28 protein-coding genes and 1 pseudogene are annotated in these 25,979 nt (G+C 36.0%); 5 read left to right on the top strand and 24 right to left on the bottom strand.

Annotation, left to right across the window (positions count from 1 at the left end; all coding sequences use genetic code 11):
• Nucleotides 1-119 precede the first annotated feature (119 nt).
• Entirely contained in the window at nucleotides 120-1,067 is a 948-nt protein-coding gene (locus OSO01_RS09100; protein ID WP_147210120.1) for a transketolase family protein, read from the bottom strand.
• Complete coding sequence (locus OSO01_RS09095; RefSeq protein ID WP_147210119.1) at nucleotides 1,064-1,906, bottom strand: transketolase; 843 nt, start codon at nucleotides 1,904-1,906, stop codon at nucleotides 1,064-1,066. The genes OSO01_RS09100 and OSO01_RS09095 overlap by 4 nt, the downstream gene beginning before the upstream one ends.
• A gap of 216 nt (nucleotides 1,907-2,122) precedes the next feature.
• Here OSO01_RS09095 and OSO01_RS09090 point away from each other — a divergent pair, with 216 nt between their 5' ends.
• On the top strand, nucleotides 2,123-3,130 hold the full coding sequence (locus OSO01_RS09090; RefSeq protein ID WP_147210118.1) for a LacI family DNA-binding transcriptional regulator: 1,008 nt from the start codon (nucleotides 2,123-2,125) through the stop codon (nucleotides 3,128-3,130).
• Nucleotides 3,131-3,448: 318 nt separating this feature from the next.
• Nucleotides 3,449-4,000 carry a competence protein ComK gene (locus tag OSO01_RS09085; RefSeq protein ID WP_147210117.1) on the top strand — a complete coding sequence of 184 codons (552 nt, stop codon included), beginning with the start codon at nucleotides 3,449-3,451 and terminating at the stop codon, nucleotides 3,998-4,000.
• Nucleotides 4,001-4,085: 85 nt separating this feature from the next.
• Here the strand turns inward: OSO01_RS09085 and OSO01_RS09080 are convergent, their stop codons facing one another.
• Nucleotides 4,086-4,346 (bottom strand): WYL domain-containing protein, encoded by a 261-nt coding sequence (locus tag OSO01_RS09080; protein WP_147210116.1) that lies wholly within the window; start codon nucleotides 4,344-4,346, stop codon nucleotides 4,086-4,088.
• Nucleotides 4,347-4,624: 278 nt separating this feature from the next.
• Between OSO01_RS09080 and OSO01_RS09070 the strand changes: the two genes are divergently transcribed.
• Nucleotides 4,625-5,281 (top strand): transaldolase family protein, encoded by a 657-nt coding sequence (locus OSO01_RS09070; protein ID WP_147210114.1) that lies wholly within the window; start codon nucleotides 4,625-4,627, stop codon nucleotides 5,279-5,281.
• A gap of 239 nt (nucleotides 5,282-5,520) precedes the next feature.
• On the opposite strand, the gene OSO01_RS09065 is transcribed toward OSO01_RS09070, so the two are convergent.
• Genes OSO01_RS09065 through OSO01_RS09040 form a run of 6 tightly spaced genes read right to left on the bottom strand, consistent with a single transcriptional unit; the run spans nucleotide 5,521 to nucleotide 11,030 of the window.
• Nucleotides 5,521-7,461 (bottom strand): BglG family transcription antiterminator, encoded by a 1,941-nt coding sequence (locus OSO01_RS09065; RefSeq protein ID WP_186813603.1) that lies wholly within the window; start codon nucleotides 7,459-7,461, stop codon nucleotides 5,521-5,523.
• A gap of 31 nt (nucleotides 7,462-7,492) precedes the next feature.
• On the bottom strand, nucleotides 7,493-8,536 hold the full coding sequence (locus OSO01_RS09060; protein WP_147210112.1) for a tyrosine-protein phosphatase: 1,044 nt from the start codon (nucleotides 8,534-8,536) through the stop codon (nucleotides 7,493-7,495).
• Between the two features lie 4 nt (nucleotides 8,537-8,540).
• A complete protein-coding gene (locus OSO01_RS09055) occupies nucleotides 8,541-9,362 on the bottom strand; it encodes a PTS system mannose/fructose/sorbose family transporter subunit IID (protein WP_147210111.1) in 822 nt (273 codons plus the stop codon).
• The gene (locus OSO01_RS09050; protein ID WP_147210110.1) at nucleotides 9,359-10,147 is read right to left on the bottom strand and encodes a PTS mannose/fructose/sorbose/N-acetylgalactosamine transporter subunit IIC; all 789 of its coding nucleotides are present in this window, start codon (nucleotides 10,145-10,147) and stop codon (nucleotides 9,359-9,361) included. The genes OSO01_RS09055 and OSO01_RS09050 overlap by 4 nt, the downstream gene beginning before the upstream one ends.
• Nucleotides 10,148-10,615 (bottom strand): PTS sugar transporter subunit IIB, encoded by a 468-nt coding sequence (locus OSO01_RS09045; protein WP_077601711.1) that lies wholly within the window; start codon nucleotides 10,613-10,615, stop codon nucleotides 10,148-10,150.
• Entirely contained in the window at nucleotides 10,602-11,030 is a 429-nt protein-coding gene (locus OSO01_RS09040; RefSeq protein ID WP_147210109.1) for a PTS sugar transporter subunit IIA, read from the bottom strand. The genes OSO01_RS09045 and OSO01_RS09040 overlap by 14 nt, the downstream gene beginning before the upstream one ends.
• Nucleotides 11,031-11,551: 521 nt before the next feature.
• Here OSO01_RS09040 and OSO01_RS09035 point away from each other — a divergent pair.
• Both OSO01_RS09035 and OSO01_RS09030 read left to right on the top strand, forming a co-directional pair.
• A complete protein-coding gene (locus OSO01_RS09035) occupies nucleotides 11,552-11,923 on the top strand; it encodes a nuclear transport factor 2 family protein (protein ID WP_147210108.1) in 372 nt (123 codons plus the stop codon).
• Nucleotides 11,924-12,112: 189 nt separating this feature from the next.
• Complete coding sequence (locus OSO01_RS09030; protein WP_147210107.1) at nucleotides 12,113-12,859, top strand: SDR family NAD(P)-dependent oxidoreductase; 747 nt, start codon at nucleotides 12,113-12,115, stop codon at nucleotides 12,857-12,859.
• Nucleotides 12,860-13,068: 209 nt separating this feature from the next.
• Here the strand turns inward: OSO01_RS09030 and OSO01_RS09025 are convergent, their stop codons facing one another.
• The 15 genes and pseudogenes from OSO01_RS09025 to OSO01_RS08955 form a co-directional block, all read right to left on the bottom strand.
• Nucleotides 13,069-13,368 (bottom strand): helix-turn-helix domain-containing protein, encoded by a 300-nt coding sequence (locus tag OSO01_RS09025; RefSeq protein WP_246145104.1) that lies wholly within the window; start codon nucleotides 13,366-13,368, stop codon nucleotides 13,069-13,071.
• Nucleotides 13,369-13,523: 155 nt separating this feature from the next.
• Entirely contained in the window at nucleotides 13,524-14,432 is a 909-nt protein-coding gene (locus tag OSO01_RS09020) for an NAD-dependent epimerase/dehydratase family protein (RefSeq protein WP_147210106.1), read from the bottom strand.
• A 3-nt stretch (nucleotides 14,433-14,435) separates the two neighbouring features.
• Nucleotides 14,436-15,821, bottom strand: a complete 1,386-nt coding sequence (gene hydA / locus OSO01_RS09015) for a dihydropyrimidinase (RefSeq protein ID WP_147210105.1) — start codon at nucleotides 15,819-15,821, stop codon at nucleotides 14,436-14,438.
• 15 nt (nucleotides 15,822-15,836) lie between these two features.
• Nucleotides 15,837-17,066, bottom strand: coding sequence for a M20 family metallo-hydrolase (locus OSO01_RS09010; protein ID WP_186813602.1), 1,230 nt, complete (start codon nucleotides 17,064-17,066; stop codon nucleotides 15,837-15,839).
• Between the two features lie 44 nt (nucleotides 17,067-17,110).
• A complete protein-coding gene (locus tag OSO01_RS09005; RefSeq protein ID WP_186813601.1) occupies nucleotides 17,111-18,574 on the bottom strand; it encodes an NCS1 family nucleobase:cation symporter-1 in 1,464 nt (487 codons plus the stop codon).
• 50 nt (nucleotides 18,575-18,624) lie between these two features.
• Nucleotides 18,625-19,383: an SDR family NAD(P)-dependent oxidoreductase gene (locus OSO01_RS09000; protein ID WP_147210102.1), complete on the bottom strand. Its 759-nt coding sequence runs from the start codon at nucleotides 19,381-19,383 to the stop codon at nucleotides 18,625-18,627.
• Between the two features lie 21 nt (nucleotides 19,384-19,404).
• Complete coding sequence (locus tag OSO01_RS08995; RefSeq protein ID WP_147210101.1) at nucleotides 19,405-19,773, bottom strand: RidA family protein; 369 nt, start codon at nucleotides 19,771-19,773, stop codon at nucleotides 19,405-19,407.
• 48 nt (nucleotides 19,774-19,821) lie between these two features.
• Nucleotides 19,822-20,481 (bottom strand): helix-turn-helix transcriptional regulator, encoded by a 660-nt coding sequence (locus tag OSO01_RS08990; RefSeq protein WP_147210100.1) that lies wholly within the window; start codon nucleotides 20,479-20,481, stop codon nucleotides 19,822-19,824.
• A gap of 223 nt (nucleotides 20,482-20,704) precedes the next feature.
• Nucleotides 20,705-21,493, bottom strand: a pseudogene (locus tag OSO01_RS08985) (SDR family oxidoreductase).
• Nucleotides 21,494-21,683: 190 nt separating this feature from the next.
• Nucleotides 21,684-22,769 (bottom strand): DUF871 domain-containing protein, encoded by a 1,086-nt coding sequence (locus OSO01_RS08980; RefSeq protein WP_186813600.1) that lies wholly within the window; start codon nucleotides 22,767-22,769, stop codon nucleotides 21,684-21,686.
• Between the two features lie 6 nt (nucleotides 22,770-22,775).
• Nucleotides 22,776-23,054, bottom strand: a complete 279-nt coding sequence (locus OSO01_RS08975; RefSeq protein WP_147210098.1) for a hypothetical protein — start codon at nucleotides 23,052-23,054, stop codon at nucleotides 22,776-22,778.
• 16 nt (nucleotides 23,055-23,070) lie between these two features.
• Complete coding sequence (locus OSO01_RS08970) at nucleotides 23,071-24,366, bottom strand: PTS sugar transporter subunit IIC (protein ID WP_147210097.1); 1,296 nt, start codon at nucleotides 24,364-24,366, stop codon at nucleotides 23,071-23,073.
• A 58-nt stretch (nucleotides 24,367-24,424) separates the two neighbouring features.
• Nucleotides 24,425-24,748 carry a PTS sugar transporter subunit IIA gene (locus tag OSO01_RS08965; RefSeq protein WP_147210096.1) on the bottom strand — a complete coding sequence of 108 codons (324 nt, stop codon included), beginning with the start codon at nucleotides 24,746-24,748 and terminating at the stop codon, nucleotides 24,425-24,427.
• On the bottom strand, nucleotides 24,745-25,062 hold the full coding sequence (locus OSO01_RS08960; RefSeq protein WP_147210095.1) for a PTS sugar transporter subunit IIB: 318 nt from the start codon (nucleotides 25,060-25,062) through the stop codon (nucleotides 24,745-24,747). The genes OSO01_RS08965 and OSO01_RS08960 overlap by 4 nt, the downstream gene beginning before the upstream one ends.
• A gap of 642 nt (nucleotides 25,063-25,704) precedes the next feature.
• Nucleotides 25,705-25,848, bottom strand: coding sequence for a lmo0937 family membrane protein (locus OSO01_RS08955; RefSeq protein ID WP_147210094.1), 144 nt, complete (start codon nucleotides 25,846-25,848; stop codon nucleotides 25,705-25,707).
• Nucleotides 25,849-25,979: the final 131 nt, after the last annotated feature.

Here is a 25,979-nt window from a genome sequence, read left to right as displayed (position 1 = left end):
GACTTCCTTCAAACAGATATCAGCAACCTATTTTGTCATTTTCTGCACTGAACATAGATTGTTATTTTCACTCTGTAAATAAGCACATTTTATCTATCTTCTCTACCTATAAAGGAAAATTAAAGTAATTCTTCTGCTGTATTAACGATATTCTCAACAGTAATTCCATTGATTTCTAGTAACTTTTCATAAGGTGCAGATTCACCAAATCGATCCTGTACACCAATTCTTCTAACTCTGGTGTTCCCCTCTTCCGCTACCACATCACTGACAGCACTGCCCAATCCATTAAGAATATTATGATCCTCTACTGTCACAATCTTACCGATTTTCGTACATTCTATAATTGCTTCATGGTCTATCGGTTTAATAGTATGCATATCTAAAAGCTTTACGGAAACACCCTTGCTTTCAAGAATTTCAGCAGCCTCTAATGCAAGGCAAACCGTGTCCCCGTTCGCAATGATAGCTACATCATTTCCTTCTTTTAATTGCTTCGCCTTACCAATCTCAAACTCTTCATTTTCATCATAGATTACAGGAACCTTGTCTCTCGTAAAACGAAGATAAACCGGACCATAGATTTCGGCTGCTTGTCTTACCAGCTTGCGGGTAGCATTATAGTCAGCTCCCATAATTACTCTCATATTAGGGATTGTTCGATATACCCCCATATCTTCAATCGCCTGGTGGCTTCCACCATCATTAGCAGGAGTTAATCCACCATGAGAACAAGCTATTTTCACATTTAGATTTGGATAGCAAACCTCTTGACGAACCTGCTCTGCCATGCGTAAAGATCCAAATACCGCATACGTGCTGACAAATGGAATTTTACCGGTTGTTGATAATCCGGCAGCCATTCCAGCTGCATTTTGCTCTGCAATTCCAACATTGACATGCTGTTTAGGAACCGCATTCATAAATTTCGTTGTTTTACAGGAACCGCCGATATCTGCATCAACAACCATAATATCTTTATTTTCTTTTCCAAGTTCTTCAATTTCATCACCAAAAGCTTCTCTTGTTGCTTTCTGCTCGTAAGGTGCTTTATTTAAAACGATCATGCATTTAACCCCCTTGCTAACTCTTCCATTGCTTTCTCATACTCTTCTTCATTCGGAGCTTTACCATGCCAGCCAACAACATTTTCCATAAAGGAAACGCCTTTTCCTTTGATAGTATTACATACAATACATTTTGGCTTTCCATCTTTTACATTCTTCACTTCATCCAGTGTTTCTAAGATTTCTTCCATAGAATGGCCATCAATACGCTTCGTTGTGAATCCAAAAGCCTCGAATTTCTTTTCTAAATCAAGATTGGGCATAATTTCATCTGTCGGTCCGTCGATTTGTAATCCATTATCATCTAGAAAAACGATTAAATTATCCAGTTTATATTTCACCGCTGATTGTGCTGCTTCCCAAATCTGCCCTTCTTGCGCTTCACCATCACCAATAACAGCAAAAACACGATAATCTTTTTTATCTAATTTCCCTGCTAATGCCATGCCTACTGCACAGGATAGTCCCTGCCCAAGAGAGCCTGTAGAGATATCTATTCCAGGACATTTTTTAGAATCCGGGTGTCCTTGAAATGGAGATTTGTATTCTCTTAATGTTTTAACCGTCTCCATTGGTACGAAGCCTCGATGTGCCAATGCTGCATACTGGATAGGAGCAACATGTCCTTTCGATAATACAAAACGGTCACGGTCTGCCCACTCAGGATCTTCTGGGTTTACATTCATCTCTCTGAAATATAAAGCGGTTACGAAATCAGCCGCCGAAAGAGATCCTCCCGGATGTCCGGACTGTGCATGGTAGACCATGGTTACAGCAGTCTGCCTTAATTGAATTGCTTTTTCTTTAAGCTCTTCTACTGTGATATTACTCACTATCATCACCTCAAAATATTTATTTAAAAATCTTATTCTTTATCTCTCGCTAACATCCAGAAAAATATTTTTCTTTAAGGTTAATCGTTTAACCTTTTCTTGAATTATATATTGTAAGCGGAATCATGTCAATGATAAATTTTGATTTTTTGCCACTACTTGAATACGGCTACCCTATAAGGTAACATGAAGGCATTAAAGAACGGATATAGAGGAGAAGTTATGAAAAAAGAAGTAACTACCATGAAGGACGTAGCTAAAGAAGCAAATGTATCTATCGCTACAGTTTCACATGTTATTAATAATACAAAAAATATTTCCAAGGCTACGCGGATGAAAGTAATGTCTGTTATTGAAAAATATAATTATAAGCCTAATTATTCAGCAAAAACATTAAGACAGCAATCTACCAAGACTGCGGCCTTAGTCATATCAAGCTATCCGGATTCCTTTGTTACAGAAATGATATTCGCCATTGAAGAACGTGCAAAAGAAATGGGATATAATTTGTTATTAGTAAATACCAAGGAGAATAATGAATATGAGGAAAAAACGATTAACCTTCTTTATTCTAATTTAGTAGACGGCATCCTATTATCGCCAACTTCCGGAGACATTCAGTACCTTCACAAATACACGATGGAAAAATTCCCAATTGTAATGATAAATCGTTATGAAGACTCTATCAAGAATATTCCAAGGGTGACTGGTGACAATTTTCAGCTGGGATACGATGCGACCACGCATCTGGTAAAGCATGGTCATAAAAATATTGGATTTATTTTTACATACCCTAATGTTTCTACAACAGCGGATCGAATCAGAGGATATCAACAAGCTTTGAAACAAGCGAACCTTCCTTTTAATGAGGAATTAATTATACAAGGATTTGCTCATGCGGACGGAGGAGCTGACGCTGCAAGAGAATTATTAGAAAAAGAGACCAAGGTAACTGCACTATTTATCCAAAATGATTTAATGACAATTGGAGCTATAGATGCTATAAAAAAATTGAAAAAAAGTATTCCCGATGATATTGCTATTATCGGTTTTGGGGAATTTTCAGCTTCACATATTATCGAACCGCCAATAACAAACGTAGTTTTACCACCCGAAACAATTGGAAAAATAGCATTTGATACTTTATTAAATAAGATTAATAACCCTGATTATATGAGTCACATTGAATTACCTCACTCTATGACAATCCGAAAATCATGCGGATGTTAATGAATAAGCTTCTTTTTTCACGAAACTAACAAATTTTCCTAATGAGGTTTACAGCTCTTCTTTTTACAATATAGGTTATATTTACTTTAAAAGGAATATAACCTATACCTTCATGTTTCGTTCTTGATTACAAAGAGCACTAGATATTCATTTCCTCTTTCAAATCAACTATATAATCTTTGTATCTCTATTATTTTATCAATTATTAAATTTTTCAAAAAATAATAATAATTCTACTTTATTTATTATTTTTAATGTGGTAAAATATTTTCATAACATACATAATATGTTAATAATATATACTATAGGAGGGTTTTAATGAGTCCATATTATAAAATAACTGATAAAACTATGGCAATATTACCATACGACTCACCAAAAAATACATCAAAAGTCTTTGAGGCCGATCAGGAAAAAACGCTTATTTTCAAAGAGATACCCTTAAGAATTATCGAAAAGAACTGCCTGAGATATTTTTCTTCCTATACAGGCAGAAGAGCCGCCGTGCTTTATCATGAGCCTCATTATAAAGTGAAAACACCGATTCCTATCAGTTCAACAAAAGGAATTATAGCTTTTCCAACACAAGGTCCCTCCCGTATAGATTGTGCATGGATTTTTTATCATCATGTTGCTAAAATTACAGAACGTGATGGTGGAAGTGTTGTTATTTTTAAAAATGGAAAAGAATTATTTCAGCCGGTCTCAAAAAAAGCTCTCTCCGGTCAAATTGTTCGTTGTCGTAATTTAGGATATATAATTGATAGCAGTGAAGAAAGTGAATCATCCATTTCTGCCAATTTGCTTGAACTTCAGGAAGAGTTTATGACTATCCGCATTGGGAAAAATCCTGTCAGCGCTAAAAAGTAAACGTTCGCTTAATAATATCCCCATGAATAAATCTCATAACAAGACAATCACTTGCTGAGAAGAGCATTTTAAATTATTTAACCATCTAAGTCTGATTGCTCTTGTTCTGTGTTTTTTGCTGTTTTTCTTTAAGCCCACTTTTTTCTTCCTTCACTATTCCAAAAGACAATATATTATCAATCATAAATCCGCGCACCTGCTTTCGATAATAACAATAAGCTAAAATCTTCGTTTCTTCTATCTGCATTACACGGATAATCCTCTGTGTTACGTTATTATCTTTATCAAGATAATAAATCATAATTCTTTTCTTTTGCTCCATTGCATTTGTTAAGAAACCAATCATTTACTATCGTCTCCTAAAAATAATATGCAGAAAAACAGTTGTTTTTTCTGTCTTTTTCTTCTCCACTAATATCATATGTTTGTATTTGTTTTATCTGACTCCGAAATTAAACAAAAAAACAATCAATGGTCAGAATCCATCGATGAAGTCTTAAAAAAGGTATGTAAAATTGATAAGATAGAAGAAAGAAAAAGAATTATTCAAAAGTATCATTGGTTTCAAGAAAACTTTTCCGTTGAAAATATGATAAAAAAAGAAATCAAATAGGGGTGAATAAAATGTTTTTAGATACCGCAAATACCGAGTATATTGAAAAAGCTCTAGAATCCGGAATTTTTCAAGGAGTCACAACTAACCCTACTCTTTTATTAAAGGAAGGTGAAAACAGAGAAAGGAAAATTGAAGAGCTTTTTTCCAAAGGAGTGCCATTTCTATTTGTACAGGCAGTTGGTTCTACCTTCAATGAGCTTTACGAAGATGCCTATAGAATTTATTCTTTGGCTCCTGAAGGAAAAAAGATTGGTGTTAAGATTTCACTGAACCAAGTGGGAGTAGGCGTAATAAGTAAGTTAAAGAAAGAAGATCCTGATCATGTCATATTGGGCACGGCGATTTACTCAGCTGACCAGGCTATTTTAGGGGCACTCGCACAATGCGATTACTTGGCTCCGTATGTTAATCGTATGTCAACACATGGAATAGATCCTTATGAAGCAATTAATAAGACCCGTGCTTTTATTGACTCCCGAAAACTAAACGCACAAATAATGGGAGCAAGCTTTAAAAATTCCCAGCAAGTGGTGTATGCACTAACCTCAGGTGCTCATACTGTAACAATTCCTTATGATATCTACTTGCAGATGATTGATAAAGAGATAGCTTTATCTGCTATTGATGTGTTTAATCAACATGGGGAGGAATTAAGAGGTATGTAATTGTATGATATTATCTCGAAAATACACCCCAATTTATAAGAAAAGTGCAACTATTACTCCAAGACAAAGTTTATTTCTTCTCTAATTATGTAATAAATTAATAATAACTCAAACAGTTATCAAAGAATCCACCTTTAGTCAGTTTTATTCTTCATCTGGCTGGCCAAAGGTGGATTTTCTTAGCAATATCTTTTTCTATCTCATAAGTACAAAACGGCTTTTTCTTCTCTACCCTGCTTCTAAATAAAAAATTGGCTATAATCCTTCTGTCTTTCTTTACATAGATGAACCAGTTTATTTTTATCTGTCACAGTCCGGTTTAAAATATCTAAAAGCATCCGGAGCTTTTGCTTATCCCCATCTACATTTAAATTAATCAATAAATAATATTCATCTCCCCCTATTTGCGCCGAGCCATTTTGGGGAAATGAAAAGATTTTAAAGGTCTCTTTCTCTGAAGAAAGATGGAGATAAATGTGGATGTGAATATCTCCTGGAACTTCGACGTGTTCATAATCGCATCCATTTTGAAAATGAGCTTCAATAGGAAAATGATTGAATTTATACTTTGGCTCTATTTCTTCATACATAATGACAGGCATTTTTTTATTATAATCGAAGGCATCTAAAAATATATGCTTTAGTGAATCGACATACTCCAGCTCGGTCATGCCCTCTTCGGCAAAATAAATCGGGGAATAATGAATATTCATATTTTTACCATAGTTTGAGCATAAATAATAATCATAGGTTTGATACGCCATCGAATCCAGCTCATATAAAACCTTTGTTTCAATACGCTCAATGTAATCAGAAAAATGATGCTGTAGATTGAACTTTAACTGTTGTGTGCTCAATCTGCCATCTATAGCAATAATTGCCAATCTCAGTTTACGGTGATCTAATTCAATCCGGTTCAGCATCAGCAAAAATGTACTGAAAATCATATGCTCTTCATTTTCAGAGAATGTATAGCCGTATTGCTGCTGAAACTGTTGACAGATTTTTTTCATAATATGCAGCAGAAAAGGGTCCTGCTCATTACTATCTCTGATATTTCTATATCCTAAATCAACACAGTCGGATACTTCAAGTTTAATTTTCATACTGATTGGTATCATAATCTTAAGCAGATCTTTTAAACATACCTCACTATCAAATGCATCAATCTGCAAATAACTTGATAATTCTTTCAGCAAGAAATTCCGTGTTTCCCCGGCCAATGCAATCAAGCTATCATAATTTTCAACGGTACAGTCTTTAAAACGGTACAAATCGGTGCTGATAACCGCCATATAGGCTAAAAATTGAACAATATCTTCTGCAAAAGTAAAACCTTCAAATTCCAGCTGTAAGTTTTTAATCAGCTTCTCTACCAGTTCATATTCTTCCGTTGTCCGGTAATCAAATGCAATCTCCGGCAGCTCCAGTTCAATCCGATTTTTGGCCAGACTTTGATTGCGGAAGTAAATTAAGTAAATAATAAAGCGTTCTGCATTGATATCTGAAAATACAATTCTTGATTGCGTGATAGTCTCATAAAAAATCTTTCTGATTATCTCCATATCCGCCCGTTCACATGTGAATAGCTTATTATATTCCGCTATCCCAAAATCACTTGTCGGATTTTTATCAAAATATTTATAAACACGTATCGTCAGCATAATTTTTTTAAAGTGGGCACCTTGAACAAGCATCCCATAATGCGGTCTTACAACAAGAGTCAGATTATAATCGGACATAATTTCTTTTACTCTCTGTAATTCTTTGCTTAACGGAAAGCTGACATTCAGCTCATACTGAAGAAACTCCACCTTTACTGGCTGATGTGAGGTTAATAACCTTCGTAAAATATATTGAACACGATTATCAAATTCCGTATCGATTGTTTTGGGCTGATAGATTTGGAAATATTCTTTAATACGATTTTCATATTCCTTATCCACAATTTCTAATTTATAGCCTAGTGACTGCTTGGATGTAATCAGCAGATCCGCATTGATCAGCTCTTCTTTTAAGGTCCGAATATCATTCTTGATGGTTCTCGATGTAACACCAAGCTCTGCTGCCAGCCGATCACTTGTCATATAGGTTTCCGAACGCAAAAGAAGGAGAAATAACGCCTTAAACCTAGCTTTGCCATCTAAAAATCTAAATTTATTTGACAAGTCTAAATCCATGGTGATCCCTCCTTCCATTTGCGGTATAAAATTATTCTAAATACATACTCTTCATTGTATCAATCATATCACGAGTTATTCCTAACTCTTCTACAACATATTTTTCAATAGATCCATACTTTTGAATAATCGTATCAATGGATGTAGCAATAAATTCGGAACGTGTATCAATAAAAGAATACAAATGCTCCAGGACCTCTTTATCATCAGTCAATTTTTTATACCCTTCCATTTTCACACGGTTACGTTCCTTGCGATTTTCTTCTGTAAGCATATAATCTTTCACCAGGTCATCTTTTTTCACACCCAGAATACCCAGAACAAGCATAGCTCCAAATCCTGTACGGTCTTTTCCACCGCGACAATGCTGAAGAACAGCTGGTGCATCAGGGTTTGCTGTGATGCGCAGCATTTCTCCAAAAGCTTCCTTCGAGTTGTCTTTATTGGCAAACGTACGATACTGTTCGAGAACTACATCTGCTTGATTAACCAAAGTACCTTTTTCTTTTTGCTCAATTATTTTATTAATTAAATTAATATCTTCTTTATCTTTCGAAGAAGTAAACTGCGCAGATAGCTCTGCTGCATGTGCTACCGGGTCCAGCTGATAAGTCTTTATAGAACCGTCAACCGTTTTATTCGGATATTTACTAATCTCATCATCGCTTCGATAATCAATGATTGTATGGATATCCAGCTTCTTCAAGTAGTCAACACCGGCCTCCGTCGCATTATAGATATGATCAGAACGGTATAACATTCCCCATTTAACCGTCTTCCCATTTTCTGCTTCATACCCTCCCATATCCCGGAAATTATTCATTCCTTCTACAGGAAGCGTTCTTTCACCTATAGTATAAGCTTTATCGGCGAATTTCAAAAGAAAATACGGTCTGTAATCGACTGGTCCAATATTAACGGAGAAGCTTTTCTCAGATGTTTTTAGTAAAAACTCCGGCTGCACATCTGCAGGACTCTTCTTTAGATAGACTACTACTTCCTCTTCAGCAGTGTCATCCTTCTTAAATAAAAATTTATTGTTTTCAACTTGGGTAACTTCATATTTTTTTCTCATAGTATTATCCTAGTACACCTGCCATCGTTAACAGAATAGCTAAAACCATAATTCCTACAATAAGCTGCGGAGCATATTTTCCATTTGTCCGTTTAAAAATCTTATAAACTGCGAATGTAACCAGCAAGCTGAGAATTCCAGGCATAACCTGATCAATCATCTCTTGAATTTCGATAACATTTTCACCAGCTGTAATCTGGGCGTCAATATTAATCTTAATAATACTGGCTATCAATGCCCCGATAACCATCAACCCAACTACGTTTGCCATACTGGCCAGTCTTTGCAGAAAGTTCCCGCCGGCTCCTTCGATCATTTGCACGCCTTGCTTATAACCAATATGAATTCCATAATACTTCGTACCAACGTTGACTGTGTTATATAAAAGGAACATTAGAATTGGTCCGATAACACTGCCGTTTAAAGCAAGGGAAGCACCAATACTTCCACAAATAGGGAGCCATGTGAATTTAAGAAGGCTGTCTCCTATCCCGGCTAACGGCCCCATCAATCCAGTCTTAATAGCTGTAACAGTTTCTTTTTCCTCTTCGGTAGTTGTTTCTTCTACTGCCGCAGAGACACCCATAATTAATGCATTCGCATTTACATGGCTATTATAGAATTCTAAATGACGTTTCATCGCCTGTGTTTTCAATTCATCTGGTTTATCAGCATATAACCGTTCTAAAACAGGAGTAAAGCTGGATAAAAATCCGATTGCCTGCATCGATTGGTAGTTATTTGTCACGTTCATTAATTGCATGCGCCAGAAGATTCGATTGAGATCTTTTTTAGTAATCTTATTTTGCTCATTATGCTCCGTCATAGATCATAATCCTCCTCATCATCGTCAAAATCATCTGAGTCCTGAGATTTTGATTCAGCCTTTGTTTCCTTCTCCCGTGTAGCCAAATCGTAAAGATAAGCTAACGGCAGGGCAATTAAGGTAATTGGCAATACAGATAAATCAAGGTAAACGGCAAGTGCAAAACCTGCAATGAGGAAAACCCATAATTCACCTTTCTTAATCATCATCAGCATTAATAGACCAATACCAACTGCAGGAATAATAGAACCAGCTATTGATAGTCCATCCATAATGGAATCAGGCAGTGCTTCTACTGCTTTATCAATTGCTCCGGCACCGAAATAAATAGCCAGGAAAGTAGGAACTGCACGGATTAAGAAAGCAAAAATCATAGGAACATATTGAATGCGAAATACCTTTTTAAAATTCCCCGTTTCTGCAATTCGATTAGCAATCGGATTCAAGTAAACAATCCCGGAACGATACAAAATTAATAACTGCTGTGCCAATAAAGAAGTCGGGACTGCCAACGCAACAGCAGTCGCTGTTCCGCCAGAAAGAATACCAAGAGCTGTTCCAATTGCGGAACCTGTAATAATATCTGGTGCGGAATAGGCGCCGACGTTTCCTACACCCATCCACATAACTTCCAGTGTTGCACCGATTAACAAACCAGTCTGAAGATCTCCCATAATTAATCCGACAACCGTTGAAATTAACAACGGCCGTCTGATCATTTGTGTACCGATATCATCAATCGCGCAGATACCGGCCCAAAGTGATACGAGTAAAGAGGTGACCATTTAGATGACCTCCCTCAAATCTACTTTTTCATCATTAGGAACCATTTGTACAGTTATATTTAGGCCTTTATCAAGTAATTCCTTGAATGCTTCTCTTTCTTCCGGTGTAACAGACAATGCTTTGGAGACTTTTTCTCTTCCTTCACGGTAGCGCATTCCGCCAACGTTTAAGTCTTCAACCGGCACACCATTTTCTACAGCCTCTAAAACATCCTCACTTGTTGTAAACAGAAGCATCGTACGGCGTGTAATTTTTTGCTTTTTAATAATTTCAGCAAACTTCTTCACCGGAAATGCTCTTACTTTAATTCCTGATGGAGCTGCCATTGTTAAAATATTTTTTTGCGTAGCATCATTTCCAATTTTGTCATTTAATACAACAATTTGTTCAATCTTGTGCATATTCACCCAAGTTGTTACTACCTGTCCATGGATTAATCTATCGTCAATTCTACTAAAGCAAATCATCGTCATCGTCTCCTTCTAAATCTTTATTTGTTCTAATGGATAAACCTTGTGCGTAAGCTGTCTGAATAACTTCTTCCAATTCACTGATTTCTTTCCCGCGGTTCATTAATACCTCCAGTAATAATGGAAGGTTCACTCCTGATGCAATCATCGTATTTTCTCTTGTTAGAAGGTTGCTGGCTAAGTTAATCGGTGTTCCCCCAACAATATCAGTAAGGATCAGCAATCCTTTTGAGGTATCCAGGCTTGCTACCTTATCCTCCATTTCCTGTTTGAGATCATCAAGATTATCTACAACAAAAACGCTGATTGTTTCGTAGTTTTCCTGTTCGCCCACGATTAATTGTGCGCTTTCTATTGCAGCCTTCCCAAAGTCTCCGTGTGTCATGACCAAAATTCCAAATCCATCTGCCATGCTTTTCTTCCTTTCTATATTTTATTTGTGCGTATACTTAAGTGACATCGACTCTTTTTTACTACGCTTTTATTTTATAACATATGGTATCGTTTTCAATTTCATTATTTTCACTATTGATAATGAAATTTCACTAATCTAAAGGAAATTCTTCCTTTTTAGGGTTAGATTGTGAAAGTATAAAAGTGTAGTTCATAATTTTATCTAGCTCTCATATTAAGAAAAATTAAATTAGTTAAGAGATATCAAATGTAGATAATTAATAATTAAAAATGAAAAAATTGACAGTATAAGTAATCAATAATACATTTAAATAAGAGTTACTTTTAACTATTAATAATCACAATTCTTGAAAACGGTATCTTATTAGTAGATAAGATACAAAGGAACTCATCTTTCTAAAAGCAGATGTTTCTAAAATTAAAATGTAAAGACTATATAACTCCAAGCGTTGAATTCAGATTACCCGTCAGCTTTCAAAGGACATTGAAAGAACCACATAGTAAAGGAGCGTATGATTTATGGATAATTTACCGATGAAAAAAACATTGCAGGAATATGTAGATGCCTTCAATGCCAACGATCTCGAACATCTGATGTCTTTATTTTCAGATGAAGCAAGTGTAGAAGACCCTGTTGGTTCGCCTCCTAAAACAGGCCGTATAGAAATTGAAGCGTTCTATAGAGAAAGCATGACTGGCGCCAAATTAGAATTATTAGTATCCCCACGCGGTTCTTACAGCAATGCAGCAACCATAACTTTCGCCGTTCACACAGAAAAAAAAGGGCATTCTATTCGAATTGATGTCACAGATGTAATGACTTTTGATTCCGCGGGTAAAATTGCTACTATGCACGCTTATTGGGGACCGGATGATATGCAGCAGCTATAGTTTATTAAATATTTAAAACTTGTGATTTTAATTTCTTTTCGTATATCTTGTATTACTAACAAGATAGCTATTACATCACAATAATATTAGATATATTGAAAATATCCGCAGAATATATAAACCGTTTTTCGTAAAAGATACTTAAAAAGCCATAACCAAATTTTAACTTAATGAAAAAGGATGATTATCATGGGCCGTTTAACAGGTAAAGTAGCTATTATCACTGGAGCAGCTAATGGAATGGGAGCTTCAGAAGCAAAGCTTTTCGCAAAAGAAGGAGCAAAAGTAGTTGCAACAGATATTAATGATAATGTATTACATGAGGTAATTAATGAAATTAAAGCGGATGGCGGAGATGCAATCGGTTTGAAGCATAATGTGACATCGGAGGAAGAATGGAAACAGATTATCCAAGAAACTGTAAATCACTACGGTAAAGTAGATGTACTTGTAAATAATGCTGGTGTTTCCAGTCCTAAAACAATGGCTCAAATGGAAATGGACGAATGGAATAAAATAATGGATATTGATTTAAATGGCTGTGTTATCGGGATGAAATATGTGATTCCAGAAATGCAAAAAGCCGGCGGTGGTTCTCTGATTAATATTTCGTCTATCGGCGGACTTGTCGGTATGGCCGGATCAAGTCCATATACTGCTGCCAAAGGTGCATTACGTTCTTTATCAAAATCAGCAGCTGTTGAATATGGAAAAGATAAAATTCGTGTAAATTCCGTTCATCCAGGTATTATTGAAACACCAATGACTGCAGATACTTTTAAGGATGCAGAAGTCTATTATAAAACATTCACACAGCTTCCTTACTTCGGAAATCCTGAGGATGTTGCATATGGTGTGCTATTCCTTGCATCAGATGAATCCCGTTTTATGACAGGTGCTGAGCTTGTGATTGACGGTGGCTGGACTGCGCTTTAATAGAGTTTAGTGATAAGGTATTGGGGGAAGCTAATATATGTAATTTATTTTAATATAGCTTGTATCTATTAATGATAGGTCCTATATTTATAAACAAAAAAAGATACTCTCTTCCTATGTAATTCATAGAAAGAGAGTATCTTTTATACAATATGTTATTTAACTCAAAACAACAAAATTAATATATTGGTTTAAAAACTTTTCTTTTTTTAATGTGTAAAAGATGACATGGATGCTGCCTGTTCATCCTCCCCATGTTTATCAATAAGAGATAATTCAAGTTCAAGAACATGAGCTAATTTTAGTAAAGTAACCAGCTTTGGTATATCTTTCCCGCTTTCCATTCGGCTAATTGTTTTTTGGGGTACATTAGATAACCTTGATAGTTCTCGTTGAGATAATTCCTTTCTATCCCGGGCAGCAATCCGTTTTCCTACAATTTCCAATGAAATAAATAATTCCGGATTCTCCCTTGCTAAATCTTTTCGGACATCCTCAAAGTTCTTCATTATTATAGTACCGTGATAAACGCTTAAGGACGAAACAATCACCAAATAACAGCGAAGCAAAATTACCCTATTCAAAAAGAAAAAGATCTTCCAATCGCTGCAGCGATATGGAAAATCTTTTCTTTAACTTATTTAGCTAATGTTTTAAATTCGATTCAGCTCTTCAAAAGATTATAATACTCTTTTATGCCATCACCAATTGAATATGAAGGGTTGAAATCCAGCACTTCATTTGCTTTTGAACAATCAAGTGGAGGAATTTCATCATAGCCAAAGTCACCTGGACCTATTTTAAATACTGTGCCGGGAAATAATTCTTTCATTATAGAAACTATTTCTTCTGTACTTGTTAAATTTCCTTTTCCAATATTTATTGTTAAACCATTTGCTTCTTTATTATTGATCGTTAACCAAATGGCATTTACTACATCCTTCACATAAATATACTCTATCTTTTGATCCTTTCCCTTATCTTCTATTACATTCTCACCTTTTAAAGCTTTTTCAAGAATATATTTTATTGGGTCGTGCGTTACCCTTCCAGCTCCAAAAACAAATGGGATCCTTAGAGATGTGATATTCATCCCGTATTTTTCATAATATACCTTCGCAAGATATTCTCCTGTTACTTTAGTTACACCGTAGATAGATGCTGGTGCTGGAATAGTTTCTTCATGGAGTTTTGCTGCTTTACTATCTCCATAGATTGCTGCTGAGCTTAAATATATAATTTTCTTTATTTGAAAAAGTCTTCCTGCTTCAAGCACATTTGAAGTTCCAAGTATATTAGTATTAATTATCTTATCTGGTGAGTTTTCAAATCCTTTTGGGTGTGATACTCCGCCACCATGAACAATAATATCTATTTTATATTTTTCTAACACAGCCGCTAAGCGTGAGAAATCATCTACATTTCCCTGTTCAAAACTAAAATAGGGAGACTTTATATTCTTGTTTTCCATCATATTTATATCATAGCCGACAACCTGTAAGTTCTGCTGTAATAAGAAATTTACTAAATAACGGCCAATTAATCCATTACTGCCTGTTACTAAAATATTCAACCTTTATAGTCTCCCTTCTTGAGACTGTTCCGTAAATTTATTTCGGTATAAAAATTTTCCAGACCCAGGTTCTCCAACGACCTTGTTATCTTTAACAATTACTTTGCCTCTCGATAAAACATACTCAATACTCCCCTGTACTTCCATACCTTCATATACATTATATTCTGTACTCTGCTTCTGAGATGCTTTCGTAATAATACTGGATTTATTGGGATCGAGAATCACTACATCCCCATCACTGCCAACATTAAGACTACCCTTCTGAGGATATAACCCAAAAATCTTAGCTGGATTCTGACTTGTTATTTCAACAAGCTTTGACATGGAAATTTTCCCTTCACAAACGCCATATTTATAAAGTAATAACAGAGTGCTTTCTATACCAGGCAAACCGTTTGGTGCTTTTGTAAAGTTATTTATACCGTTCTCTTTTCCATTTACATATGGGTGTGATGCATGATCAGAACCAATTGTAGAAATAGAACCGGATTTAATATTATGCCACAAAGCTTCCTGATCCTTATTTGTTCTTAGTGGTGGAGAACAGATGTACTTAACTGCTTCTTTCTCTTCTTGTTTTAAATACTCCTCATTCAAAACTAAATATTGAGGACAGGTTTCGCCAAAAGCGTTCACACCTTTTTCTTTAGCTCTGACAAATTCTTTTAAAGCTTCCTCACAAGTTATATGAACAATATAGGCTGGTGCTCCCGTTATTTCAGCAATTCGTAAAGCTCTCGCTGTTGCTTCTGCTTCGGTGGCAGGTGGCCTGGTATAAGCATGATAAATCGGTTTAGTATTATTGCTGCTTAATGCCTCTTCTATAAGACAATCTATTACACTGCCATTTTCAGCATGGATATTGGTTACAACTCCTGCTTTTTTTGCTGCTTTCATTAATAAATATAATTCTTCATCGTTCACCATATTTTCTTTGTATGCCATAAATAATTTGATTGATGTAACACCTTCATCTGGCAATTTAGAAATCTGTTCAAGTACATCTTTATCGCATTTATTTATAATAGAGTGAAAGCCATAGTCTATTAAAGCATTTTGAGCCTTCTCCTTCCACTCTGTTAAATCTTCTAAAAAGGTTTGAGAATTATCTGGATCTGTATAATTTATTATCGTAGTTATTCCCCCGGCTGCAGCCGCTCTTGTTCCTGTTTCAAAGGCATCCAGGGTTCCTTTAATCCCAAGATGAGTATGGGGGTCAATTAAACCTGGCAGTACATATTTATTTGTTGCATCCAGAATAGTATCTTCATTGCTGCCAGTAATCTGATTGGATATCATGTTAATTTTTCCATTATCTATTTTTATGTCCGCTTGAAAGGTTTCGGAAGCTGTCACTATTATCCCGTTCTGTATAATTGTAGCCATCTTTTGCCTCCTAATTTATTTATTCATATAATGAATCGCAGTATTTGCTAACAGGTTCGTTCCTAACGTAATATCCTCTGCTTTTGCAAATTCTTTAGGATTATGACTTCCATTTTCAGATCTGATAAAAATCATACCCATGTCCGTAATTTCTGCCATTAATTGTGCATCATGGCCACCACCGCTTGGCATTTCAAACGTCTTCATATCAAGCTCCTGGCTTTCTTTCCGCATCGTCTCTAAAATATGTGGTGCTGATTTGGCAGGATTTGCTTTTAATTTACTGGTTATTGTGTATTGTAAATTCCTGCGTTCGCAGATTTCTTTAATTCTTTTTTCGAGCGTATCGAGAATAGCTTCTCTGCTTTCTAAATCGGTATCGCGAATGTCAATAACTGTAGAAACTCTGCCGGGAATAATATTTACCTGGCTTGGTTGAACATCCATTGTAGCTGCTGTCCCCACAGCATTCCCTCCAGATTTATTCACAATTTCTTCTACCGCCAAAGCTGTTTCACTGGCCCCTAATAAAGCATCGTAGCGTAAATCCATTGGCGTAGCACCAACATGGTTAGGTTCTCCTTCAAAAACTACCTCTGTTAATGACAAACCCGTAATAGCTGTTACAATGCCAACCGGAGCCTTCTCACGAATCAAAATTGGCCCTTGTTCCACATGCATTTCCAGATATAATTCAAACTCTGTATTCTTCCTTACTGCCTTATCAATATTATCTGCATCTAAACCAAAATCTTTTAATATTTTATATCTGGAATCACCATTACTATCCGTAACTTTAAGGTCTTCTTTTGTTAGCTTGCCTGCCATCGCTCTGCTGCCAAATACTCCTCCAGATTGGAATCTGGAACCTTCCTCTTCGCAAAAAGCTATGACTTCCAGAGGCCGCATATTAGAAATGCCTTCTTCTTTTAAATGCTGTGCTACTTCTATGCCAGCAATAACACCAACCGTACCGTCATACTTTCCTCCGTTTCCAACAGAATCAACATGTGAGCCTAATGCAACAGCCTTTAAGCCAGGAACATCTCCTTCTTTTCTGCCAATTAAATTTCCAGCCTGGTCCAGTCTCACATTTAATCCCGCTTCTTTCATCCATTCACTAATTAACTCCAGACCTTCTCTATATTCTTTCGTTAAAGCAATTCTGCTGACTCCGCCTTCTTTGGTTTTTCCAATTTGAGCTAGTAATTCTATTCTTTGCTCTAATCTTTCTTTGCTTATCAAAATACAAACCTCCATATGCTTTTTTCTTTTTAAACATATCCTTATTAAATAACTTTACTATCTGCGTCCTTCTTTTTAGAATCTGTTACTGCAGTTCTCTTTGACCACATTAAAGCAAGATAAGTGACAGCAGCTACTCCTACACCAATAAACCAGTTATAATTATATAGATAACTAATAGATGGAATGATTAATCCGCTATATGCAGCTAAAGCACCTACTATAAAAGCTATTAAACCATTTCTATTCCATCCTCCATATATCCCGTCATGACGGAATAAGCTTGCAAGATTATAGTTCATTTTACGAATAATGAAGAAATCTATTAACATAATCCCCAGTACTGGAGCCATTGTTGCACCGATTGCTCCCAAAACTACATCTAACGCTCCACCTTCTTCATACCAAAGCCAAGGGGCAGAGATAGCACCAATGGTTAAAGCTATTGCACCGGATTTACGGAAATTTAATTTTGATGGAGCCAGATTAGTTAAATCATATCCAACTGCCACCCCATTTGTTGCAACATTTACCGATAAAGTAGATACTAAAATAGAAAGTGCTCCAACAATCACTATGAAAGGGTTTTCAAATCCAGCTAAAACGTAAATTGGATTTGTTACAGGTTCATCAAATGCGTACATCGTTCCTGCTGTAGTCAATAGTGCCATGAGTGAAAATAAGATAAACATCGTGGGCATTCCCATTCCTTGCCCTACAATATGATCCTTTTGTGATCTGGAAAATCTGGTTAGATCAGAAATATTTAAGATAAGGGTTGCTACAGTACCTAGTAAAGCTGTCATTCCAAGAAAGAACGTAGGCCAGAAATCCTCACTGGAAATGGTTGAAGGTATGGAAACCAGATTACCTAATCCACCGGATACATTTGCAGCCCAAAATACTAAACCAACTGCAATAACCATGATTACCGGCCCTGCCCATGCTTCAAATTTTCTAACTCGTTCCATTCCATGTGTAATAACAATTGCATGTAATGAAAAAGTGATAACAAATGCAATAAATTCATTTAATCCAAGACCTAAAACATTGATGTTCCCTAAGCTATCCCACGCTGGAAAAGAAGATGCAAGAATTACATTAACAGCGATACTGCCAATGTACATATGCACTCCAAACCAGAATATCCCTAGACAAGCCCGAATAAATACTGGTATCTGCGCACCTTTTGTTCCAAAACTGGCACGGATTAATACGGGGAAAGGAACCCCATATTTTGAGCCTGAATAACTATTAAATGCAATTGCAATAAAAGCAACTAAATAAGCACTGGCAACACAAGCAAATGCCTGCCAAAAACTCATTCCTGCCACCATTAAATGAGCTGCAACCTCCCATGCAACAATATTGTGGACAATCCCCATCCAAATTGTAGCGTAAGCCCACCAGGTCCAATTCTTCTTTTCACCTGTTAATGGAGCAAGATCAGAGTTATACAAATTTTTATTGGGTTCTTTTCCTTCCACTAAAACTCTTTCTTCTTTCATGACAATCCCTCCATTATATAAATTGAACATTCTGAATTATCTTCTAAGCATTAGAGCATTACATCTCCGCAATTCGGACCAAGCGTTTGGCCTGTATAAATATTTCCATCTGGTTCCGAAGCCAGAAAAACAGCAGTAGGAGCTACTTCTTCTACTTTTCCAAATCGAGGAATCACTAATTCTTTTTGCTTGTTTTCCTTCCATTCATCACTTACTTCATTCATCAGCTGTGTTTCAACCGGACCTGGAGCTATACAGTTTGCTGTAATTCCATATTTCCCGAGTTCCAGCGCTACAGACTTCGTAAAGCCGATAACCCCGGCTTTAGCAGCTGCATAATGGCTATGTTCTACACTTCCTTTTTGAGCAACCTGTGAAGATATATTAATAATTCTCCCAAATTTATTTTCTATCATATAAGGAACAGCTGCTCTTGTTGTTAGAAAGATACTTGTTAAATTCACTTCTATCATACGGTTCCATGTTAGCGCATCCATTTCATGAATGGGTGTGGGTGTAGAAATTCCTGCGCTATTAACTAAAATATCAATTTTTCCATAGTTTTCTATTGTATTAGAAATTAGCGTTTGCACCATATCCTCTTTAGAAATATCTCCTTCTGTTATGATTACCCGGTCTCCATACTGGTTCATTTCTTTTTTAAACGCTTCTTTTTCCTCGATATTTCTAGCCAAGTAATTTATTGATACTTTCGCACCCTCTTGCAGAAATGATGTTGCTATCGTATAACCGATGCCTCCTCCAGGGCCAGCACCAGTTATAATAGCTACCTTATTTTTCAGTTTCAATTCTACCACTCCTTAAAGCTATTACAATTCAGCAATAGCATCGATTTCTAAAGGTATCCCTTTTAAATCACATCCAATTGTAGTTCTGGCTGGTAAGTTATCTGTGAAAAACTCTTGATAGACTTTGTCATAGATTTCAAAATCATCTAAGTTAGTTAAATATGTGTTCACTTTAACCACATCTTCCAACCTGCCGCCTGCTGCTTCTAATACATTCTTAACATTGGTAAGTGCTACTCTTGTCTGTTCTTCGATAGTCTCTGGAACCTTACCAGTTTTTATATCAACCGGTGCCTGTCCTGCAACATACACCGTATTATTTTTTTTAGTAGCTTGAGAAAAATGTCCACCCGGCTTTGGAGCCAGACTTGTATTAATAATTTCTTTCATGATAATCTCCCCTTTAATATATTTTGAAACAAATCATGTTATTTCCTTTTATATTCCTTGCGTACTACGCACTGTATCTAAATAGTTATAGAGTGTGTATTTGGAGATTCCATAGTATTCACAGATTTTATCCCCTGACTTCTGAATGAGAAAAGCCCCTTTTTCATCCAGATATTTTATCCCCTTCATCTTATCCTCTTTGCTCATATGTGCGACTGGCTTCCCTACATGATTTTGAGCTTCTTGAATTAAAAGGGCTAATACATCATTCACGTTATTCACAAATACTTCCTTTACATCTGTATTAATTTTATTCAGGTCTGTAAATTCCTTAATAGATGTTTCAGCCATCATCAAACTTGTGATATCAAAATTAATACATATACATCCGATAGGTTTTCCTTCACTATTTCGGATGTACATTGTAGTTGATCTCAACATTCTTCCGTCTTTTGTCTTTGTCAGGTAGTTATGTTTATCACCTTCCTGATCCGTTCCTCTCAAAACTTCCAATCCTAAATTCGTTCCTGTATCCCCCACTTTCCTGCCTGTAACATGGCCATTTTCAATCCGGACAATTAAACCGCTTCCATATTTCTCATGCTGCGTTAAATCAAGAAGCACAACTTCACAATCACTGCCAAACTGTTTAGCAATACCTTTTACGGTCGACGTCAAAAAATCAATTTCCTCGTTAATATGTTCCATTTTAAAGAGCTCCTATCTATGAATATTCACAATGTTATACTAATTAATTTTTTTTAGTTTGTCAACATTTTTTTTAGTTTGTTTTTTGGAGATTAGAATATAAAAAGAAGAGCAACAAATTCTCATAAAGAATCTATCACCCTTCTTTAACATCATTTTCTATTTCTTATTCAAATTATTCTACATTAAAATCGTACTATTTTATTTTTAGAACTTACCCAATCTAATAAGACTTAACAAACCCGCCATCAATCAACAGTGTCTGCCCAGTAATATACGTATTTCGATAAGATCCTAAAAAGACAGCAGCTTCTGCAAATTCTTCCGGTGTACCATATCGGCCGATTGGAATAGAAGCCTGAACATTATTTTGCCAATCCTTTAGTTCAACCTGTCTCTTCTCTGCATTTTTCTTATCAAGGCTTCGCAATCTATCCGTATCGATTTTGCCCGGCCCGACGATATTGATTAATATCTGTTCCTTTGCATAATCTTCTGCCAGCGATTTGCAAAGTGCTTGTACACCGCTTCTAAATATATTGGAAAGCAACAGCTCGCTGATTGGTTCTTTAATAGAACTCGAGGCAATATATATAATTCTCCCTTGTCCATTTTCCTTCATTAAAGGAATCGCTTCTTTTATTGCACGTACAGAACTCATTAAAGTCAGTTCAAAAGCATCATACCAAGCTGTCTCATCACTGGTTTCAAAGTTAATAATTGGTGGACCACCTGCATTACTTACCAGTACATCAAGTACACCAAAGTGTTCTTTCACAAAAGCAAATAGACGGTTGATATCTTCTTTTTTCGAAACATCTGTAACGAATGGAATCACTTCACCGCCTGTCTGAGTTGAAATCTCATCCGCTGTTTTTTTTTAAATTTCTTCCGTTCTGCCGGTAATAATAACAGATGCGCCTTCTTCTGAATACTTATTCGCAATTTCTCTGCCGATGCCTTTACTTGAAGCTAAAACCAATACCTTTTTGCCTTTTAATTTTAAATCCATTGTTTATCGCTCCTTTCTTTGTTATTTAATATATCATATTTGAATTAGTGAACAGAAGAACGTGGAGCTTTTCTCTATGAAAATCATTTATGGATTTTGACTGAATAGAAAGTTTTAAATGACTGTCTTCTCTTCAGAATACAAATGGACCTCTGCCTATTTTCCCGACAGAGGTTCATTATGCGTTTCTCTATATTTCTCTTAAAGTAAAGCTGCCCCAAGGGCGAATATAATCTAGTAAAAATAGCTCTTCCTTACGTACATGCCCTACTTTATTTTTACGTTCATCTGCAGGCATGTCTTTTAAAACCACTTGAAGCTCTGCTTTATATTTTCCAAAAGAATCATTTCCTATGAATATATCTCCACGTTTTTGCGCTGGAGTCGCTGCAGATTTTACTGATCGAGAAGCATATTTTTTTCGAACATCTACAGATCGAACCATATACTCACTGATATCGCCCCGGCGTATATGCGTTTCTTCAAACATAATCGTTTTCTCCATAAGGGACACATTTTTTTCAAGCTCTACGGAGAGCTCAAGTCTTGCTGGATTGAGTTTTCCGAGCTGCTCTAATTCCTCATCGCTGGCATACGCATTGCCAATAATGACATCATCAATGAGCCCAGTAGCAAACAGATGCTTTGCCTGTATATCAATTGGAAGATTCCGATGCTCTTCCAATGTACACAGACCATCATTAATATTCCACGGCCCCAATTCTGCATGCTCTGATGTTACAAAAGCTGCTGTACGTAAATTGTATTTTTTAAAACGTTCGGAGCAGCTGATAAAAAACTCATATGGAAGCCCCGTATATTTTTGCGGGTAGAAGTTATGACAGCCGACTAAGTTCGCAGTATTTGGCTGATGTGTCATAATATTTTCCAAATACGCAACATCATTACTCATATTTAATTCAATTTTCAAGCCGTAATCATTGTAAGTCATCTGTGCTTCTTTTAACCCATCAAAACCTAAATCAAGCCGAATTCCATCTGCGCCAAGCTCTGCGAAAAAGTCTGGTTCATCATAGCTGATACCTAGCTGATTAAATACTGCTGGTGCAACATCTAAGATAACCTCCATTTGTAACCCCTTGGCACATGAAATAATATCCATAAAGTCTGCTTTGATTTCTTCTTTTGGTTTTTGCACAGAAAGCAGACAGGTAAATACACGGCTAAATCCATAAGAGGCCGCTTTCTTCAAATAATCTTTATCCTGCTCTGGAGTCGATTTTTCAGGATAAATGGAGACACCTAAACGACGCATAATATATTACCCCTCTCTTTGTTTTAATAATTGCTGCTGGCGTTTATGTATACGTGTCAGCATTTCTCGATAAAGTGTAGAGATATAGACTGAGCATATAATTGTTGGTACAATAATAATGCTCATAAAACGGCTGTTTGTCAGAACAAAAAACACAATGGCGGCAAGAATTATCAGAATAGAAAGCCCCATTGCTTTCCATACAGATTTTGATTCTAATGGCTTTTTATTAAAATAAATAAGAGACCCGACAAAAGCTGCTGCTGCAAAAATAATTTCTAACAAAGATAGCACTCCCTTTTTATGATGTTTGTGATTCTTCTTCTGTTTGAAGCTGCTGCTTTTCAAACATCTTAAAGAATGGATAATAAATAAGCAGCGCAACGGTGAAATTAATAATAACTAATATGCCGGCCATTATTGACCAATCTGTACTGATAATAGCAGCAATTGGTGATGGAACGGTAAATGGGAGCTTTGCCATTATCATTGGAATCAGGTTAAACGTAAAGAACAGGTAAGCAATTACGGTATTTACAAGTGGAGCAATGATAAATGGAATTGCAAGCAACGGGTTCATTACAATCGGTGCTCCAAAAATAATGGGTTCATTAATATTGAAAAGCCCCGGTATAAATGAAAGCCTGCCCAGCTCCTTTAAATATTTTGCTTTGGAAAACATAAACAGTACAACTAATGCCAGTGTTGACCCAGCTCCTCCAATCCAGACAAACCATTGAATAAACTGCTCTGTAAACAATGTAGGAAGATTAGCTGCATCTCCTGTCGCTGCATATGTATCCATATTTTCTAAAATTGCTGCATCCCACATCGGACGAATAACCGGTCCTAAAATAGCTGGCCCATGAATACCTAGTGTCCAGAAGAACACAATCAGGAATACCGTTAACATTCCACCTATCAGACTATTACCAACAAGCAGGTCTTTCAACGGTGTAACTGCCCAGGTAATAACATAGTTGATATCAAAATTCAGTATGTGACGGACAAACCAGAAAAGGACGATAATAACTAACGCAGGAATAAGCGCTGAAAATGAATTTGCAACCATCGGCGGTACAGTATCTGGAAGCTTAATCTTAATATTACGCTGTATAAAAAAGCGAAATATCTCTACCGTTAAAAGTGATGTAACAATCCCGCCAAATAGCGATTGTGCACTCAAGGAACTGATATCTAACCAGCGTCCTGCTTCAATAACACCATCCACACTCTCTGTTACATTTACCGGAACAACTGATGTAAGCAGAAAAGCTAATACTGCAAGCAAGCCTGAACTAAGCTGATCAATTTTATAATGTCCTGCCAGCGCGTAGGCTACCCCAAAACTTGCATACAGCCCCATTGCTCCTACAGTGAAACGAAATGGGATGTCCAGTACTTCACGATAAGGCGCGATAAAATCTGCATAGCCCTCGATGGGAAAATTCAGCAGTATAACAAAGAAAGAGCCGATAATAGTCAGGGGCAGTGTGGAGAGCACCCCGTTACGAATTGCAAGTAAATGTCTCTGTGAAGCAATCTTATGTGTTGTGGGCAGTACCTTTTCTTCCAGAAAACCCATAAATTTATTCATAAATATTTAACTCCTTTAACATAATAACGTTATAATGTTTATAATTAAAAAAATATTCTTATCTGGAGATTTGCTTTTCTTTATGCACATCAATAATCTCTTTGGCAAGCTCAACCGTAGTCATCGCATTCATCAGGTGATCCTGCGCATGAATAAAAATAATTGGAATTTCAAATGTTTCTCCTTCTGCTTCTTTTTGAATCAATTCTGTCTGGATATGATGTGCTTTTACAAACTCTTCATCTGCTTCTTTCAGCTTTGCTTCACACTCATCTGGATTCATCTGTTTAATAGATTGAATGGCTTCTATTGCACTGCTGCGAGCATTACCGCTGTGCATAATCAACATAAAAGACTGTTCATAAAGCTCTTCTTTTGTCATGATTCAATGCCCTCATCGATTAATTTTTGAGCATGATCTAACACTGCACTCCCTTTAACCATACCATAATCTCTTTGGTCAATTGTAGCAACCGGAATATTATATTCCTCACCTATTTTTTTCATATCCTGAAGCATATAACGAATCTGTGGTCCAAGTAAAATGACGTCAGCCTCTCCAACATAATTACGAACTTCCGAAGCCGAAACAGCGTTAATAGTGGCTTCCTTTCCCTGCTCTTCCGCAGCCTTCTTCATTTTTGTAACAAGCAGACTGGTGGACATCCCTGCTGAACAACATAACAAAATATTCATAAAAAATACCTCCTATTTTTTGAAAACGCATTCTTTTCTCTCAGTGAACAATATACCATACAAACAAATCATAGTAAATAACGTTATAATGTTTATAACGATTTTAAATCTATGGAACTAATATATTATTACCTTTGGGAATATATATTTATTTATAACCTGTCAGTGTTGTTTTATAAGGAATCTAGAATAAAGAAAGGGGGAAGTTTTCTTACAAAAGAATATTCTATAAAACGCTGCTTTATCAATACTGATATGGAGTAAACTGTTATTGTTCCAAATCACTTCAAATACTCTTTCTTTTAGTAAATTTATTTTATTCATCCTGTCTCTCTTTCTTAAATCATATGTAATATCCAGAAACAGTTAATTTAAATTTATAGATAAATGTATTCCTATAAATTTGGCGTTTAGAAGTTTCGATATCTTTACAAGAAGCGGTCACAAAAGACTGGATATCAAATGAGATTCCAGCAGACCCTGTAAGTCTTTTTAAATCAAAATAAGCTTTAAATGAAAGATATACTTGTTCATTATCATATTAATTTACTTTCTTATATACAGGAGCCCATCATATTAAAATCAATATGATGGGCTCCTGCAATTTTATCTTTTCATTTTTAAAAATTTTATCAAGCTTATCTAAGGCTTCCGGCCAGTCAAAAGCTTAACAATCAGTATGACTAAAGCCACAACCAATAATATATGCACAAGATTTCCGGCTACATCTCCAATAAAACCCAGCAGCCATAAAACTAAAATAATAACTATAATCGTCCAAAGCATCTTCTGACCTCCTCACTTCTTCTTTCAATTACCATTCCCCGTTCTTATTTTTTGTAAACAAAAATTTTACAGTCAGAATATTACTTATATAACATAATCATACTCCACTCACAAAACCATGAATTTTCAAA

Source organism: Oceanobacillus sojae (assembly GCF_007991515.1).
Lineage (GTDB): Bacteria > Bacillota > Bacilli > Bacillales > Amphibacillaceae > Oceanobacillus > Oceanobacillus sojae.
Note: the sequence above shows the minus strand (reverse complement) of the source record. Positions and strands in the feature narration are given on the sequence as shown.